Raw genomic sequence first — 15,565 nt, forward strand, 5'->3', positions numbered from 1 at the left:
TCAGCTATCAAGTTGCAGGTAACAGTATTCCCATGATTTTTTTATGGCGGTGTTTTTACTGAGCAAAGCTGGCGTTATTCACTTTTCCTGCTGCCATCATCGCGACATCCAATAAAGCAATAGTCTAAGCAAATCATTTAGCCAGCAGCAACTCTACCAAGTTTATTGACGATATCGGCAGTTATTGGCAATGATTTAGGCTAGATGTGCCAATATAAGTCACTATATTAAATAACGTTAGCAAGAATGTTTTGATTAGATTAAAATAGCTATAATGGTTAACCCCTATGTTAGCTTTTATGTTTGGCCCAGCGATAGATGTTAATACACTATTCTCAGGGTCTTAGGTGGGCGTTATTGATGAAGCCCAGGCAATGCTTAACAGGCAAATAAATACAATGATGTTGTTAAGATAAAACGTCAATAAGAGGTCGTGGTAAATCTATGGATTATTTTGAACAGTTAGGTGTAGCTAGAAATGCAACGACGGTCGAGATCAAAAAAGCCTATCGAAAACTTGCTAATCAATATCACCCAGATAAAAATACTAGCACTGAGGATGGCGAGAAATTCCAATTAATTCAAAAGGCCTATGAGGCTATTTCGGATCCTAAAAAGCGTACTTTGTATCTAAAAAGTAACTATACCGTTATAGCAGATCCCCGAGTGGTAGCAGATTCTTTTTGGCATAATGCCTTGAGTTAAGCGTTAAGTTAAACGCCAAGCGAACTTATCACTTATAAAGCAGACAATACTCTCACGTATAAAACATGTAATTAGGAAATAACCTTGCACATTGAAAAATACATACCTGATTATTTAACTGATGATTTTTCTATGTATTTAGAAAATATGACCTCGTTAACTGATCCTGAAAACCCTGAATTATTATCAACATATTTAGCTAATTTATTTACACCGTTAAATTCTACGCCGTTATTATTTAGTGGCATGGTTGATCAATTAGCCATGGCTATCACCACAAAAATTAAAATTGATAATAAAAACTTAGCGTTACTTGGCTTAATGGATGAACCTTCTTGGGCGGAGGTAAAGCCATTCGTTGGTGTACATACTGATGCCAGAGCCTGTATTACTGAACTGATGGAACATGCCGAACAGGAGTTGAAAATTGCTGTTTTACTTATTCATTTTTATAAGTGCTACGATGCCACGCCTTTAAAAGCTGCCCCAGACAATTATGAAAAAGTCGATGATTATGCATCGGATGATTTTGATGAGAACTACTAGTAGATTTACCTTCTAAGGAATAACCGTGACAAAAAACGCATTAACTCTGGCTACCGATATTATCGAAATAGCACAACAAAGCGGTAGACGCGCAGGTACTTCATTAGAGGCAATTGCTTCTGAAGAAGGTGATGAAAAAATGATGGCAGTGTTAAGCGAAATGGATATTTTAACCGTCGCTAAAATTGTCAGAGAACACGATGCCACCATTCCTTCTATCGCTACTTGGTTAATGGATGCCGAGTCTATTAAGCAGTTATTGAATGTTGAGCCCTCTTATTGGCAAAATATGGATGAAGACCATGTGTTTTGTGCGCAAACAGAAGCACAGAGTTTATTATCACAAATTTTTCTTTCTTCAGACGATGAAGAAAAACAGCTAGAAGTATTAAAAGCCATTGTTGAAGATGACTTTGGCCTATTATATTTGTCTCTGCCATTTGTTGGTCATGATTTTTCGGAACTCGAAGAAGACGAAGAGCAAGTATCAGGCAGTATTGAAGAGCTGTTAATGAAAATCAAATCCCTCGATGAAGATTCCTACCGTGAAGTTATGGTGGTTAGTAGCAATGGTACGTTAGACAATGTTGAAAAAGCGTTGAAAGATAATGCTAATAAACAAAGAGTGACATCAGTAGCAATAGATACCGATGACATGTTTGCACCACTTTGATGGGCAAAAAACTATTACCATAGCCTTAATCAACAGCTTACTATAACTAGGATTCATTAATGAGAATTGCAGAGTTAAGAAACCATCCTTTTCTACTTTTAGTGTTAAAAGACGGAGAAAATGACGGCTATTTTTCTTCAGAGTTTATCCATAAGAGCAAACAACAATTAGTCGACATGTCTTTGCGCATCGCCTCGGATAATTTATCGATAATTTATGCGGATCAAATTAAAAAAGGCTGTGAAATCGTTCTCGGTATTACCAATTTAGGTTTGTTAGATCTGTGTGATAACGATGCCGACAAAGCAAAAGAGATCATCAAAACTCAAGGCATTGTTTATTGCTTTAGAGCAGGTTGGGCTAAATATGGCCAATTAAAGCAAGTATCACCAGCATTTTTTGAAGGTATTTCGATCAGCAGTTATGCCTTAGCAATTAACGATACCGCTGACATTAGGCTTATGCATAACAATTTTTTGAAGGAAAGCTATAAAAGTGCCAAGCTATTAGATGTGTATAAAAGCATTGCCGCGCGCTATAGTGCTAATGCCCTGCTGATTGAAAATGATGAAAATATACTGATATTTGAGTTACAACGTTTTCTTAATTCAGCGCTTGCCTTATTACTGATCGATACTGATAAAAAAGTGTTTACTAGCTCTTTATATCAAACGTTTAACACTTACCTGATCAGTACAGAGAAAGACTTACTGCTGGAGAAGTTGGCGACTTGTATAGTAAAACTGACCGAGCAACTGTCGATACCCACTAGAAATTACTTGCAAGAAATTGAGTTATTAGACTTTACTGAATTTAAGAGCATCATTGATCAAAAAACTGATATCTCTATTTTTATTCAAGAAATATTAGAACTTCCTATAACCCTAGCGGCCGAATTGAATGATGACTTTGAGGGCGGCTATGATTTTCATAGTGACGATGAAGATGATATCGCTTATTTAAGGCCAGATGTAGAAGAAAACCCATAGCATTATTGTGGTTTTAGGTAAGTGAGTAAGTAAGTACCAGTAAATGTAAGTTTATTCATTTATGTGTTTGTTAAAGCCGACTTGGTGTTTGTTCTATGGGCTAGCCAAGTCAGCCATTCCCCCTTTTCATGCAGTCATCCCTCAGGCCGTAATGAGCACTCTTTTCTAAAGTTCACTAAAGCCCCAGCGCTCGGCCAATTAATTACTATAATTAAATTCTAATACTTGTAGCCAGTGGTTAATTGTCTAATGAAGCAGACACTGTTAACTCTCTCTCTTTTCTTGTTTTTTTCCTTTGCTTGGGCTAACTATGAGAAAAGCCTTATCGAAACATTAACCACGATAGAGTCGTTAGTCGTCTCTGAGCCTGAACAGGCACTTAGGGCAATAGAGCAACTGAAAAAGAGCAAAGTACAGTTAACGACAAAACAAAGAGTTAAGCTCATTAGGCATGAAGTGGTAGCGAATACCTACTTAAATCATCATAAAGTCGCACTTAATATTATCGAAGAGGTTAAAGAAATAGCCCATTTGGCAAGTGATAAGAGCTTTCTTTGGCATTACTACAACACCAAAGCCATTGTTTATTGGCATATGGATAGTATTGAAGAATCACTAGATTTTAACTTAAAGGCCTATGGTGTAGTAAAAAGCATTACTGAGTTCAGTCAATATCAAGCCATTAGTGAAGGCAACGTTGGTTATGCTTTTATTAAATTAGGTTTTTTTCAGCAAGCGGTTACTTATTTGGAGTCCGCGTTAGCAATAGTATTAACCCATGATAATGTTGTTATGTTGGCGTCAACCTATAACAACTTAGGTGAAGCCTACTTAGGGATTAAAAATTATCAGAAATCTTTTGAGCTACTAGAAAAGTCACTGGCGATACGACTCGAACATCAGTTGACATTTCATACATCATTTTCTTATCAGAATATTGGACTCTTTTATTATCAACAAGAACAATATCAACCAGCAGAAATTGCTTTTAATAAAGCCATTGAAATAAGAGCGCAAGCGGGTTTTGTTAAAGGCTTACTGGTGAGTCAATTGGCCTTAGTTAAGGTTTATATTGCCAGTAATAAATATGTATTAGCACAACAAGTGATTACAGCAGTGATAGTGACAGCGAAAAAACAAAAAAATAATACTAGCTTATCAAATGCTTTTGACCTACAACGACAAATATATGCTGATAGCCAAGATTACCAAAGCGCTTATCAAGCCTCTTTACTTTATCAGCAAACCTTAGAGCAGGTGGTTTCGCGTAAAACCAGCATTAAACTGGCTAGTTACCTCAATACTTCAGAGGCCATTTCTAAAGATCTAAATATATTAGAACTAGAAAAAAATGCCGAAATTAAAGCGCTGCAAGTTAATAGTGAGCGACAAAAAACCAAAATCATGCTTATTTCTGGTTTTTGTATGGTAATTCTTCTGACTATTTTTTTATGGACCGTGCAAAAGAGTAAAAAAGTCATCGCAAAAACAAACGCCAACCTGTCTTTAACCTTAACTCAATTGCAACAAACTCAAGAGAAGTTAATTAAATCGGGTAAAATGTCGGCGCTAACGACCTTAGTTTCTAGAATGGCGCATCAAGTAAATACTCCTTTAGGCATAGCCGTTACCGGGGTATCTCATATCCATGAAAAAGTGACATGTTTTGAGACATTAATTGCGGGCGGCAAGGTGAAAAAGTCAGAGATTGATTTATTTATGACCGACTTGAACAAAGGCTGCGAGCTTTCTTCAAACGCTATGGCTAAAGTTGCCGGATTAATTAGTCAATTTAAAATGATTTCTGAAAATTTGGAGGCGGAAACGCAACAAGAGTTTGAAATTTTTGAACATGTATCTAAGCATACTGACTTAGTGTTAATCTTGCTTAAACAAGATAAACCCATCATTAATATCTCAGGCAGCAAGGTGCGGATATTAGGCTATCCAGAAGCATTGAATAAGATTTTTAGCCAATTAATTGCTAATTCTATTGACCATGCTTTTGCGGATACCCTAAGCCCAGAAATAAATATTGAGATTGCTAAAGTAAAGGATCAGCTTGAAATTACTTATCAAGACAATGGTAAAGGTATTGACTCAGCGATGGTGAATGATGTCTTTGAACCTTTTTATACCACGACTATGGGCAATAAAAATTTGGGCATTGGGCTAAGCATAGTATACAACCTAGTGGTGCAGCTTATGCAGGGCAATATTCAATGTATACCCCAAAAGGGAAAGGGCATCATGTTTTGTATCACTTTACCCCTGAAGGTAAAGTCAGCTTAGTTTAATAATAATGAGTTAAGGCGTGTGGTTTATATACCTAAATCATGACACCATTGGCTAGCGTTGAGAAACTCTTGCTGAATGGCTTGTTTGTTTAAGGCATGACTGGTAATTAATTGGTTAATATCATCATTTTTTCCTGAGATGAACGCCGTTGTTAACTTCAATAACTCGCCTAAGGGGCCTGCTTGTTTTAGTAACGCTTGTTCAATGGGGGGAGCCAAAGGCATGGTTTTGATTATTTGGGCCATGGGCATGGCCAACATCACTTCAATGGCACTGAGTAAACCGGTAATAAAAGCAAATTCACTCACCGATTGAAAGCTATTACTATGACTTAGCTCAGCCATCATTTTTCCGGTAATGAGTGCCTGTCGGCACACTTCATCCGCAGTATCCGAGGTTAAATTTGATAACGCTAAAATAGCGACAAATTGGCATAACTGATCATCACCTAAGTAGACCGCTGCTTGTTTTAGCGAAGTGATTTCAACCCTAGAGCCAGTTGAAACATTATTGACCATCTTCAGTAAAGCTATACTGAGGTTGACATCGTGACTGATGATTTTGCTCACTTGGTCGTAATTTATTGGCGTATTAAAGGTTTCACTTAATAACTGTAGCATTTGGGTTTTTTGGCTGGTTAGCTTTTGCCCGGCGACTATTTCCGGTTGATGATAAAAATAGCCCTGAAAATAAGTAAAACCGATTTCGACTAGAGCTTGTCTTTGGTATTTTGTTTCAACTCTTTCCGCGGCCAGCTTTATATTATAAGGCTTCATTCTAGGCAGGGCCGCAATTATCCGTTTAGGGTTAATTTTTTCTAAGTTTACTTTTATTATGCTTATATAGGGAAATAATACGTCCCAATGAATCGCTAAGTCATACTCAGTTAAAGCTATTTGGTAACCTTTGCCATGATAATAGCCAAGAATTTTTAATAAGTTTTTTGTCGGTTTTTTATGACCGACTAATTCAATCACTATGCTACTTTTATCAAACATTAACGGGTATTTATGAATTAACGAGTACTCAGTGAAATTGATAAAGGCGACCTTGCCCATGCTTAATGTTTGTATATCACTATAAATATGGTTTTGGATAATTAATTTAGCGCTGGCCACGTTGGGATCTATTTCTGGGAATTTATTGTCAGGGCTATCTCGAAAAAATAGCTCATAACCAATGGTTTCTAACTTATGGTTTAATATGGCTTGGCGAGCAATATAGGTTTTTTTCATGCAATATTAGTGGTTGAACTGCTTTAGTTAACTATACACTTAACCACGCGAATGAGTGATATTTTCTAGTGTTTTTACTAAAGCTGACTAGGAAATAACGAGCACAGCCATAGTTCACTTTCGTCATAGTTAATTTTCTTTATCGGATTCTGTCAGTTTATATTTAAAGGACCCGCCGGTGTCAGGATCATTATCTTTAATGTCACCTTTAGTACAGCAAAATCAACGTACCAATATCATCCATGAATTTACCTTATTAGCATGAAATATTGACCTAGTTCAATGAATTGTTAAAAAAGCAACTAGAATGATTAGGGGTTAATTAACCTAATAATTTTAATTGGAGGTTTTAACATGTCTAAGAAAAAATTAACCACAGCGGCGGGTTGTCCGGTCGCAGATAATCAAAATGTGATGACTGCTGGTCCGCGTGGACCACAACTGTTACAAGATGTTTGGTTTTTAGAGAAATTAGCTCACTTTCATCGCGAAGTCATTCCAGAAAGACGCATGCACGCCAAAGGCTCTGGTGCTTTTGGTAAGTTTACCGTCACCCATGACATCAGCAAGTATACCCGGGCAAAAATATTTTCGGAAATAGGCAAAGAAACTGAATTGTTTACTCGCTTTACTACCGTGGCTGGTGAACGTGGCGCCGCCGATGCCGAGCGAGATATTCGCGGCTTTGCGGTAAAGTTTTACACTGAAGAAGGCAATTGGGATTTAGTCGGTAATAACACGCCGGTATTTTTCTTAAGAGATCCGTTAAAATTTCCAGACTTAAATCATGCGGTAAAACGCGATCCTAAAACCAATATGCGCAGTGCCACTAATAATTGGGATTTTTGGACCTCACTACCCGAGGCATTACATCAAATTACCATTGTGATGAGCGATAGGGGCATTCCGGCAACTTACCGTCATATGCATGGTTTTGGCAGTCATACCTTTAGCTTTATCAATGCCAATAACGAACGTTTCTGGGTGAAGTTTCACTTAAAATCCCAACAAGGTATTAAAAACCTCACCGATGCTGAAGCCGAAGCCATAATAGGTAAAGATAGAGAAAGTCATCAAAGAGATTTATTTGACGCCATCGAAAATAATGACTTTCCTAAGTGGACCTTAAAAGTACAAATTATGCCGGAAGCGGATGCCAATAAAGTGTCTTACCACCCCTTTGATTTAACCAAGATATGGCCACATAAAGATTACCCGCTCATTGAAGTTGGCGTAATGGAGTTAAACCGTAATCCGGAAAATTTCTTTGCCGATGTTGAGCAGTCCGCTTTTAACCCCGCCAATGTAGTACCAGGTATCGGCTTTTCACCGGATAAAATGCTGCAAGGGCGATTATTTTCATACGGCGATGCCCAGCGTTATCGCTTAGGGGTTAACCATAATCATATCCCGGTTAATGCACCGCGCTGTCCAGTACATAGTTATCACCGAGATGGTCAAATGCGCACCGAAGGTAATCAAGGGGCAACTATTGGTTATCAGCCTAATAGTCAAGGCGAGTGGGCAGAGCAGCCCGGTTTTTCTGAGCCGCCGTTAGATTTACAAGGTTATGCCGCGCATTGGGATCACCGAGAAGATGAGGATTATTTTTCTCAAGCCGGAGATTTATTCCGCTTAATGACAGTTGAGCAACAACAAGCGCTATTTAATAATACCGCCAGCTCAATGAGTGGCGTACCGGATGAAATAAAGCAGCGCCATATTAAACATTGTACTGCGGCGGATGCTGCCTATGGCGCAGGGTTAAAAACGGCATTAAATTTATAAGGTCGTATTGAAAAAGATTGATGAAATGAAAAAGCGAGTACCGCCAAAGGCAAGTACTCGCTTTTTATTTTAAGTTTTTTTTAACGTTATGTTAACTTTACTTTAAGTCAAAGCGATCTAATTGCATCACCTTAACCCAAGCAGCAATAAAGTCATGAATGAACTTTTTATCGGCATCGTCTGAGGCATAAACTTCGGCAATGGCTCTTAATTCTGAGCTAGAGCCAAAAATCAAATCCACCGGAGTTGCTTGCCACTTTAACTTGCCTGACGCGCGGTCATGACCTAGATAAATGCCAACGTTAGCTTCATCTTTACTCCAGACAGTCGACATATCAAGTAAGTTGACAAAGAAGTCATTGCTTAATACACCCGGTCTATTGGTGAATACCCCGTAAGATGAACCGTCATAGTTGGCAGCTAGTGAACGCATACCACCAACAAGTACTGTCATTTCAGGGACATTTAAACCGAGTAAATTGGCTTTATCCACTAACATTTCAGCGGGTGACATATAGCTCTCATCGGTGTAAAAATTACGGAAACCATCGGCTTTCGGTTTTAAGTAATTAAATGATTTAATGCTCGTTTGCGCTTGGCTAGCATCAGCACGGCCAGGAACAAAGGGCACAGTAACTTGAGTTCCACCTTGTTTGGCGGCATTTTCGATGGCAGCAGCACCACCTAAAACGATTAAGTCAGCGAGTGATATTTGGCTTGAAGACGATTGCTTGTTGTATGCCGCCTGAATACCTTCAAGTTTAGCCAATACCTGGTTTAACTCTTTTGGGTTATTTACCGGCCAACTATTTTGTGGCGCAAGATTGATACGAGCACCATTGGCGCCACCACGCATATCAGTGACTCTATGGCTAGACGCTGCCGCCCAAGCGGTTCTTACTAACTCAGCGGTGCTTAAACCCGAGTTTATAAGTTGCTTTTTAAGCTTACTGATATCTTGGGGGGTAATAAGCGGCTGCGTTACCGCTGGAATAGGGTCTTGCCAGCTTAGTACTTCACTGGGCACGTCGGCGCCAAGATATCTTGCTCTAGGTCCCATATCTCTGTGGGTTAACTTAAACCAAGCTTTAGCAAAGGCTTTATCAAATTCAGCGGGATCTTTTCTAAAACGCTCAACAATCTTACGAAAACTTGCATCTTCCTTTAAGGCAATATCGGTAGTGAACATAATAGGCGCATGGCGTTTATTAGCGATATGGGCATCAGGCACTAAATTAGCCGCCGCTTTATCGTCAGGCACCCACTGTTTGGCACCAGCAGGGCTTTTAGTCAGTACCCAAGTAAAGTTCATTAGGTTGTCTAAGTAGTTAGAGGACCACTGCGTTGGGGTAACCGTCCAAGCGCCTTCTAAGCCACTGGTGATGGTATCTGCGCCAACACCAGTGGCACATTTGTTTTTCCAGCCTAGGCCTTGCTCTTCAATATCTGCTGCTGCTGGCTCTGCGCCAATACATGCGCTCGGTTTTTTCGCGCCATGTGCCTTACCTAAGGTATGGCCACCGGCAAGTAAGGCCACTATTTCTTCATCATTCATGGCCATACGGCCAAATGACATTCTGATATCTTTAGCGGCTAACAGCGGATCAGGGTTGCCGTGTGGCCCTTCAGGGTTAACATAAATCAAGCCCATTTCTACCGCGGCCAGTGGGCCGGTTAAGTTACCTTTCTTATCTCTGCGCTTATCCGTAAGCATGACTGTTTCTGGTCCCCAGTAAACTAAATCGGCTTCCCAGTCATCCGTTCTACCACCGGCAAAACCAAAGGTTTTAAAACCCATGGACTCAAGGGCAACATTACCGGATAGCACCATTAAATCAGCCCAAGAAATTTTACGGCCATACTTTTGTTTAACGGGCCATAATAATCGCCGCGCTTTATCTAAATTGGCATTATCTGGCCAACTATTTAGCGGGTCGAATCTTTGTTGCCCGCCAGAGGCGCCACCTCGGCCATCGTGCACGCGATAAACACCGGCACTGTGCCACGCCATACGTATCATCAATGGACCATAATGGCCCCAATCGGCAGGCCACCAAGCTTTTGAATCGGTCAGTGTAGTTTGAATATCTTTTTTAAGCTGAGTTAAATCTAGGCTGGCAAACTCTTTGGCATAATTAAATTGCTCGCCGTATGGGTTTGATTCAGCGCCATGTTGGCGCAGTGGACTCAGGTCTAGCTGTTCAGGCCACCAAAACTGATTGGTTTTTATTTCACTGGCCGCAAACACTTTTTCCGGTAGTAACATTGATGACAGCGCAAATGTAATTGCCGCGGCAATAGGCAGTGTTTTCTTTAACATGGTAGTGTCCTCGTTTGCTAAATTAGTGATAAGTAATTTAGTTATAAATCAATTTATATAAATCATAGGGAAAGTAGCGGTAGTTGCATATTTGATTAACGTGAAGATAAGCTTCTATTTTTCTTATGGTCAAAGAGGTGACTAATTTTGTCTTTATGATTAAAATCATATTTATATTCAATAAAAGCTAACATTGAATTTTCATTAGCTTTTCATTAGGTAATCATCAAAATATGATCACACTAAAACAACTGCACTATGCCTTAGCGATTGAAAAAACGTTACACTTTAAAAAGGCGGCAGAGGCGTGCAATGTCTCTCAATCAGCATTAAGTACCGCAATCACTGAACTTGAGAAACAGTTAGGGGTTACGGTATTTGAACGCAATAATAAACAGGTATTAGTCACCAATAAGGGGCAATTAATACTCAATAAAGCCAAAAACGTGCAGTTGGAGTTAGACCAGCTGTTACAAATAGCGCAAAGCGATCAACAAGCCTTTTCCAGCCCCATGACTCTAGGGGTGATTCCGACAATTGGCCCTTATCTGTTGCCGAAAGTCTTACCCGAAGTCAGAAAACAGTATCCGAGCTTTAAATTAAAAATCATTGAAGAACAATCACATATATTAGTTGATAAGGTGCGTACTGGAGAAATTGATGCCGCCATATTGGCCTTACCTTACCCGTTAGCGGGCTTAATGAGTTTCGAATTTTGGCAAGAGGATTTTTATTGGGTTTGTCATAAAGATGAATGCCCGGAAAAAATTCAGGAAATTAGCAGTGAAGAATTAGAAATTGATAAGTTGATGTTGTTAAAAGATGGTCATTGCTTAAAAGAGCATGCCTTAGCGGCTTGTCGATTACAAATAAAAAAGCAAGACTCAGATTTTGATTCGGCTAGTTTACATACTTTAATTCAAATGGTTGCTGGTAAGTTAGGTACGACACTGGTACCACAAATGGCCTTAGATCAATTAATCTATAACGAATCAGAGCTGAGGGCCATTCATTTAAATGAACCTGGCCCACATAGAACCATTGCCTTAGTTATCAGACCCAATTATGTCAGAACCAATGAGTTGACCCTGCTAAAAGATATTTTTAGCCAGCAATTAACCGATAAATGTAGTTTGCCTTAGCACGACCGGTACTTTAGTTTAATCGAAGTATATATTCGATATTGTTGAATTTACTGAATGATGACGGTGGTGCACACTAGGTGCAACTTAAATAGACCAGGTGAACACTTATGAAAAGTATAATTAATGGTGCGATTGATCAGGTGGTTAGTACTGTAACAAGCAATATAAAATTAATTTTCACTGTAACTAGTGTTAAAAAATCAGTCCTTAATTGTAACTACTCCAACAATTATTATGGCGATCAGTATTGCCAACAAAAGAGTAAATAAAACGGCAAACTATTAAGTCTGCTCAGGTAACTAAAGTGAATAAAGCGGCTGACATGCACCCCTGATTTTATCTGCTGGCTGTCAGCCTTTTTGTTGAGCTAATACCAAACTGCTTGGTAATTTTACTCCTGGCCTTTAATGCGAGTGCTTAGTCATTATGTTTCGGGATTGCTGATTAGTTATTAATGGTTAAGCAAGTGAACATAGTTTTATTCTTTGACAATTAGCCCAGATTTCATCACAAAATCAACAGTAAGTAACTCTTTGATGTCTTCTAATGGACTGTTATCCATGGCAATAATGTCGGCGATTTTACCCACTTCAATGGTACCTAACGAGTCAGATTTACCAATTAAGTCGGCGGCATTCACTGTCGCTGTTATTAAAATATCTTGCGGCGTCATGCCAGCGTTAAACATCAGCACCGCTTCTTTGGCATTGTTGCCATGTTTAGAAACACCGCTATCCGTGCCATAAGCAATTTTCACCCCAGATTGGTATGCACGTTTAAAGTTGGCAATCATATCGCCACCAACACGAATGGCCTTGGCTCGAATAGCGGGCGACATAAAGTCAGTGTTTTTCGCTAAATTTACTACAGTATCGCCAGCCATCAAGGTCGGCACCAGATAAGCGCCTGTTTGCTTGAACAGTTTAATACTTTCTTCATTGGCGTAACTGCCATGTTCAATACTATCGACACCGGCTCTTAACGCCGCGTTTATACCTGCAGCGGCATGGGCATGACTGGCTACTTTTCTGCCTAAGGCATGAGCTGTGTCTATCACTTCTCTTAATTCATCATCAGACATTTGTTGGCCTGTACCGGTATTAGTATCTGATAACACACCACCAGTAGAGGTTATTTTAATAATGTCAGCGCCAAATTTTATGGCTCGGCGGGTAGCGCGGCGACAATCATAAGGGCCATCACAGATGGTTTTTGCGGTATGCATTTCTAACAGAGCAGGGCTCATGCCATCTACATCGCCGTGACCGCCAGTTACGGCAACATTACTGCCAGCGGCAATTATTCTCGGCCCTTGTAGATAGCCTTTAGCAATACCATCACGTAAGGCATAGCTTTGCTCGGCATTGCCACCTAAATCTCTGACGGTAGTAAAACCAGCCATTAGCGTTTTTTTAGCAAAATAGATACTTTTAACTAATTTGTCTGCATCAGACATTCTTAGTTTTTCACTATCATTTTTAGGACCTAACTCACCTTGCAAGTGGACGTGCATATCCATAAGGCCAGGCATGACAAAACTATTGGATAAATCTATAACTTTGGCATTGGTAGCTATTTTATTCGCGGCGATAAAGCCCGATTTAAGCGCAGTGATTATGCCATCTTTAACCACTATGGTTTGTTTCGTTAAGGGCGCTTGCCCAGGAATGGTTAAGACTTGACCCGCATGAATGACATAGGTTTGTGCGGCAAGTTGAGTGGCTACTAGAGCAGACAGTGTTAGCCCTAACAGGGTCGAAGCTTTCATTGATGATTTAATTAAAGCTTTCATAATATTCCTATTATTATTTTTATCAATTGTCACTCACCATAGCAAGCTTAGCTGCACTGGGGAATTCAAATAGCTCTAAGGCACGAAACCTATGGTTGAATAACGCCAACTGGCTTTGTCTCAAGGCCATGTTTGTTTACATGGGTAATCAGCTCAGGAAAAAATGCTAAAAATACCGCTTCTAGTTCGCCATAGTGGCGATTGATATCGGCAATGCAGCCACTAAATTGATTAGCAAAACGAATGCGCTTGGCTATATTATCAAGCGCAAAACCTATGCCTGCTACTGTTTCATATTCCTTAAACCAATCATTTTGTGTCATGGGTGTAACTACCTGCTGCATTTTACTCGGCATATAGCTAAGGTTTTCATTGAGTAGGGCATAACTGCTTTGTTTAAATTGGCGCAAAGGTGTTTGATGAAAGCGTGACCAATGCCGTATCAGGAAGTGATCAAACAGCACATCTAAGGCAATACCGGCAAAGCGTCTTCGTTCTGTAGAAAATAAGTTTTTCGCCTGTTTTACTGCGCTATGGCTATCGGTAAAGCGATCAACTAGGTAATGGTTTTCTAAGCCTAACTGAACGCCTGTCGATAGCTGCTGAGCATGAACCTTGCCGCCAAAGTCCCCTAACAGATTACCGAAATGAGAATCAGCATTCGGTTGGGCAAGATATAAGTGAGCTAAATAATTCAAATGTTATACCAAACTAATTGTTATATTTTATGGGACTAGGACCACATTGTTAATTGATCTAAAATATAGCACGCTTTATTTTTAACATTAATTATGAAGGAGAAAAATTTTTTTACTTCATTTTAATTAAATAAAATTAAATTTTGGCGTTATTTTATCAGCACAGCCAAGTCGAAAAACTTACTAATGATTAATGCTCACCAGTATTACCCTTTTTCAGAGGGTAAGCTAAACGCTGCTTTAGTAGATAAAGCAGCAACCATGCTGCTGGTAATGGTTATAACAGCCGAGTGGTCACTGTGGCTGATGAGTATGATGTCGACGCGCAATTAGAAAACCACATAGAACAATTAGCCGTGCGTTTCTCAATAGCATAGGGTTTAACGGTTGCACAAATACAGACGCTAGGCTTATATGTTTCAGAGCCAGGTAACCACAAAAAATGGATCATGTCATTGCTGAGCCAGGCTTTTTTGTTGTTAACAGCAGCGGAAAAATACCACTAGTTGATATTTAAAATAACCCCTTTGCTCGCTCTGAATTGCAGCTTTGCTCAATGGTATGGCTTGAATAAAAATACTGATAATAATTATCCAGTTCGTGGTATGCATAACTAATAATGAAATTGTCGATAATAAAGGTCATACCAGTGTCGAGGTTTAAGGTATAATATTTATACTTTAAATCAGCTAAGTTAATTGCTGGTTTCATGCTGAAACAACTCATTTTGGGTTAATAGTTTAATAGATAAGTAGTAGCTATGGCTGAGATACGAACAAGAATTTCATTAAAGATAGGTCCCAATAGTGACATTCCCGCTGAAATGGTGTCATTTAGGGATCTAATTTCTGATAAAGAGCATGTTGCCTTGGTTTTGGGCCAGGCAGATACCTTGCAAAAAGTCCCACTGGTTAGAATTCACTCTGAATGTTTAACCGGCGATGTTTTTCATTCATCTCGCTGTGATTGTGGTGAGCAACTTGATGAAGCGATTGCTCTTATGGCAGCTGAAGGGGGGGTAATTATTTATCTACGCCAGGAAGGCCGTGGTATTGGTTTATATAATAAAATTGATGCTTACAAGCTGCAATCCGAAGGAATGAATACTTACCAAGCGAATAACCATTTAGGTTTTGGTGATGATCTGAGAGATTTTACCGAAGCTGGACAAATGCTCGAAGCACTCAATATTCATCATTTGAAATTACTGACCAATAACGATTTAAAAGTTAAAGCGTTAACTGATTATGGCTTAAAGGTTGCCGAAGTCATCAGTACTTCAACCTTTATTAAGGAAGATAATGTAGATTATCTGAAAGCAAAAATATCTGATGCGGGTCATAAATTGACTTTAGATTAGTATTTTAGCTAAAAAT

General features: G+C 39.3%; 13 protein-coding genes and 1 pseudogene. 9 read left to right on the top strand and 5 right to left on the bottom strand.

Annotation, left to right across the window (positions count from 1 at the left end):
* Positions 1-444: 444 nt before the first annotated feature.
* The 5 genes from MTCD1_RS08530 (at position 445) to MTCD1_RS08550 (ending at position 5,205) form a co-directional block, all read left to right on the top strand.
* On the top strand, positions 445-705 hold the full coding sequence (locus MTCD1_RS08530; protein ID WP_057180119.1) for a DnaJ domain-containing protein: 261 nt from the start codon (positions 445-447) through the stop codon (positions 703-705).
* Between the two features lie 84 nt (positions 706-789).
* Complete coding sequence (locus MTCD1_RS08535; protein ID WP_197410253.1) at positions 790-1,251, top strand: hypothetical protein; 462 nt, start codon at positions 790-792, stop codon at positions 1,249-1,251.
* 25 nt (positions 1,252-1,276) lie between these two features.
* Entirely contained in the window at positions 1,277-1,924 is a 648-nt protein-coding gene (locus MTCD1_RS08540) for a hypothetical protein (protein ID WP_057180120.1), read from the top strand.
* Between the two features lie 59 nt (positions 1,925-1,983).
* Entirely contained in the window at positions 1,984-2,913 is a 930-nt protein-coding gene (locus MTCD1_RS08545; RefSeq protein ID WP_057180121.1) for a hypothetical protein, read from the top strand.
* A 249-nt stretch (positions 2,914-3,162) separates the two neighbouring features.
* Positions 3,163-5,205 (top strand): tetratricopeptide repeat-containing sensor histidine kinase, encoded by a 2,043-nt coding sequence (locus MTCD1_RS08550; protein WP_082606439.1) that lies wholly within the window; start codon positions 3,163-3,165, stop codon positions 5,203-5,205.
* Positions 5,206-5,234: 29 nt separating this feature from the next.
* Here MTCD1_RS08550 and MTCD1_RS08555 read toward each other — a convergent pair whose 3' ends face one another.
* Positions 5,235-6,446 (bottom strand): EAL and HDOD domain-containing protein, encoded by a 1,212-nt coding sequence (locus MTCD1_RS08555; protein ID WP_057180123.1) that lies wholly within the window; start codon positions 6,444-6,446, stop codon positions 5,235-5,237.
* A gap of 354 nt (positions 6,447-6,800) precedes the next feature.
* Here MTCD1_RS08555 and katE2 point away from each other — a divergent pair, with 354 nt between their 5' ends.
* Positions 6,801-8,234 (top strand): catalase KatE2, encoded by a 1,434-nt coding sequence (katE2, locus tag MTCD1_RS08560; RefSeq protein ID WP_057180124.1) that lies wholly within the window; start codon positions 6,801-6,803, stop codon positions 8,232-8,234.
* A 97-nt stretch (positions 8,235-8,331) separates the two neighbouring features.
* Here the strand turns inward: katE2 and katG are convergent, their stop codons facing one another.
* Positions 8,332-10,554: a catalase/peroxidase HPI gene (gene katG, locus MTCD1_RS08565; RefSeq protein ID WP_057180125.1), complete on the bottom strand. Its 2,223-nt coding sequence runs from the start codon at positions 10,552-10,554 to the stop codon at positions 8,332-8,334.
* Positions 10,555-10,787: 233 nt separating this feature from the next.
* Between katG and MTCD1_RS08570 the strand changes: the two genes are divergently transcribed.
* Positions 10,788-11,696 (top strand): hydrogen peroxide-inducible genes activator, encoded by a 909-nt coding sequence (locus tag MTCD1_RS08570; protein ID WP_057180126.1) that lies wholly within the window; start codon positions 10,788-10,790, stop codon positions 11,694-11,696.
* Positions 11,697-12,177: 481 nt separating this feature from the next.
* Here the strand turns inward: MTCD1_RS08570 and MTCD1_RS08575 are convergent, their stop codons facing one another.
* Complete coding sequence (locus tag MTCD1_RS08575; protein ID WP_438819279.1) at positions 12,178-13,491, bottom strand: metal-dependent hydrolase family protein; 1,314 nt, start codon at positions 13,489-13,491, stop codon at positions 12,178-12,180.
* A gap of 89 nt (positions 13,492-13,580) precedes the next feature.
* Entirely contained in the window at positions 13,581-14,189 is a 609-nt protein-coding gene (locus MTCD1_RS08580; protein WP_057180127.1) for an acyl carrier protein phosphodiesterase, read from the bottom strand.
* A gap of 156 nt (positions 14,190-14,345) precedes the next feature.
* Between MTCD1_RS08580 and MTCD1_RS21715 the strand changes: the two are divergent.
* Positions 14,346-14,530: pseudogene (locus MTCD1_RS21715) on the top strand (NAD(P)H-dependent oxidoreductase); the annotation flags it as partial.
* Positions 14,531-14,702: 172 nt separating this feature from the next.
* Here MTCD1_RS21715 and MTCD1_RS08590 read toward each other — a convergent pair.
* Positions 14,703-14,900, bottom strand: a complete 198-nt coding sequence (locus MTCD1_RS08590) for a hypothetical protein (RefSeq protein WP_143760098.1) — start codon at positions 14,898-14,900, stop codon at positions 14,703-14,705.
* A gap of 49 nt (positions 14,901-14,949) precedes the next feature.
* Between MTCD1_RS08590 and MTCD1_RS08595 the strand changes: the two genes are divergently transcribed.
* Entirely contained in the window at positions 14,950-15,549 is a 600-nt protein-coding gene (locus MTCD1_RS08595) for a GTP cyclohydrolase II (protein WP_057180129.1), read from the top strand.
* The last annotated feature ends 16 nt before the right edge of the window (positions 15,550-15,565 follow it).

Origin of the sequence: Colwellia marinimaniae (genome assembly GCF_002207865.1) — a bacterium.
GTDB classification, from domain to species: domain Bacteria; phylum Pseudomonadota; class Gammaproteobacteria; order Enterobacterales; family Alteromonadaceae; genus Colwellia; species Colwellia marinimaniae.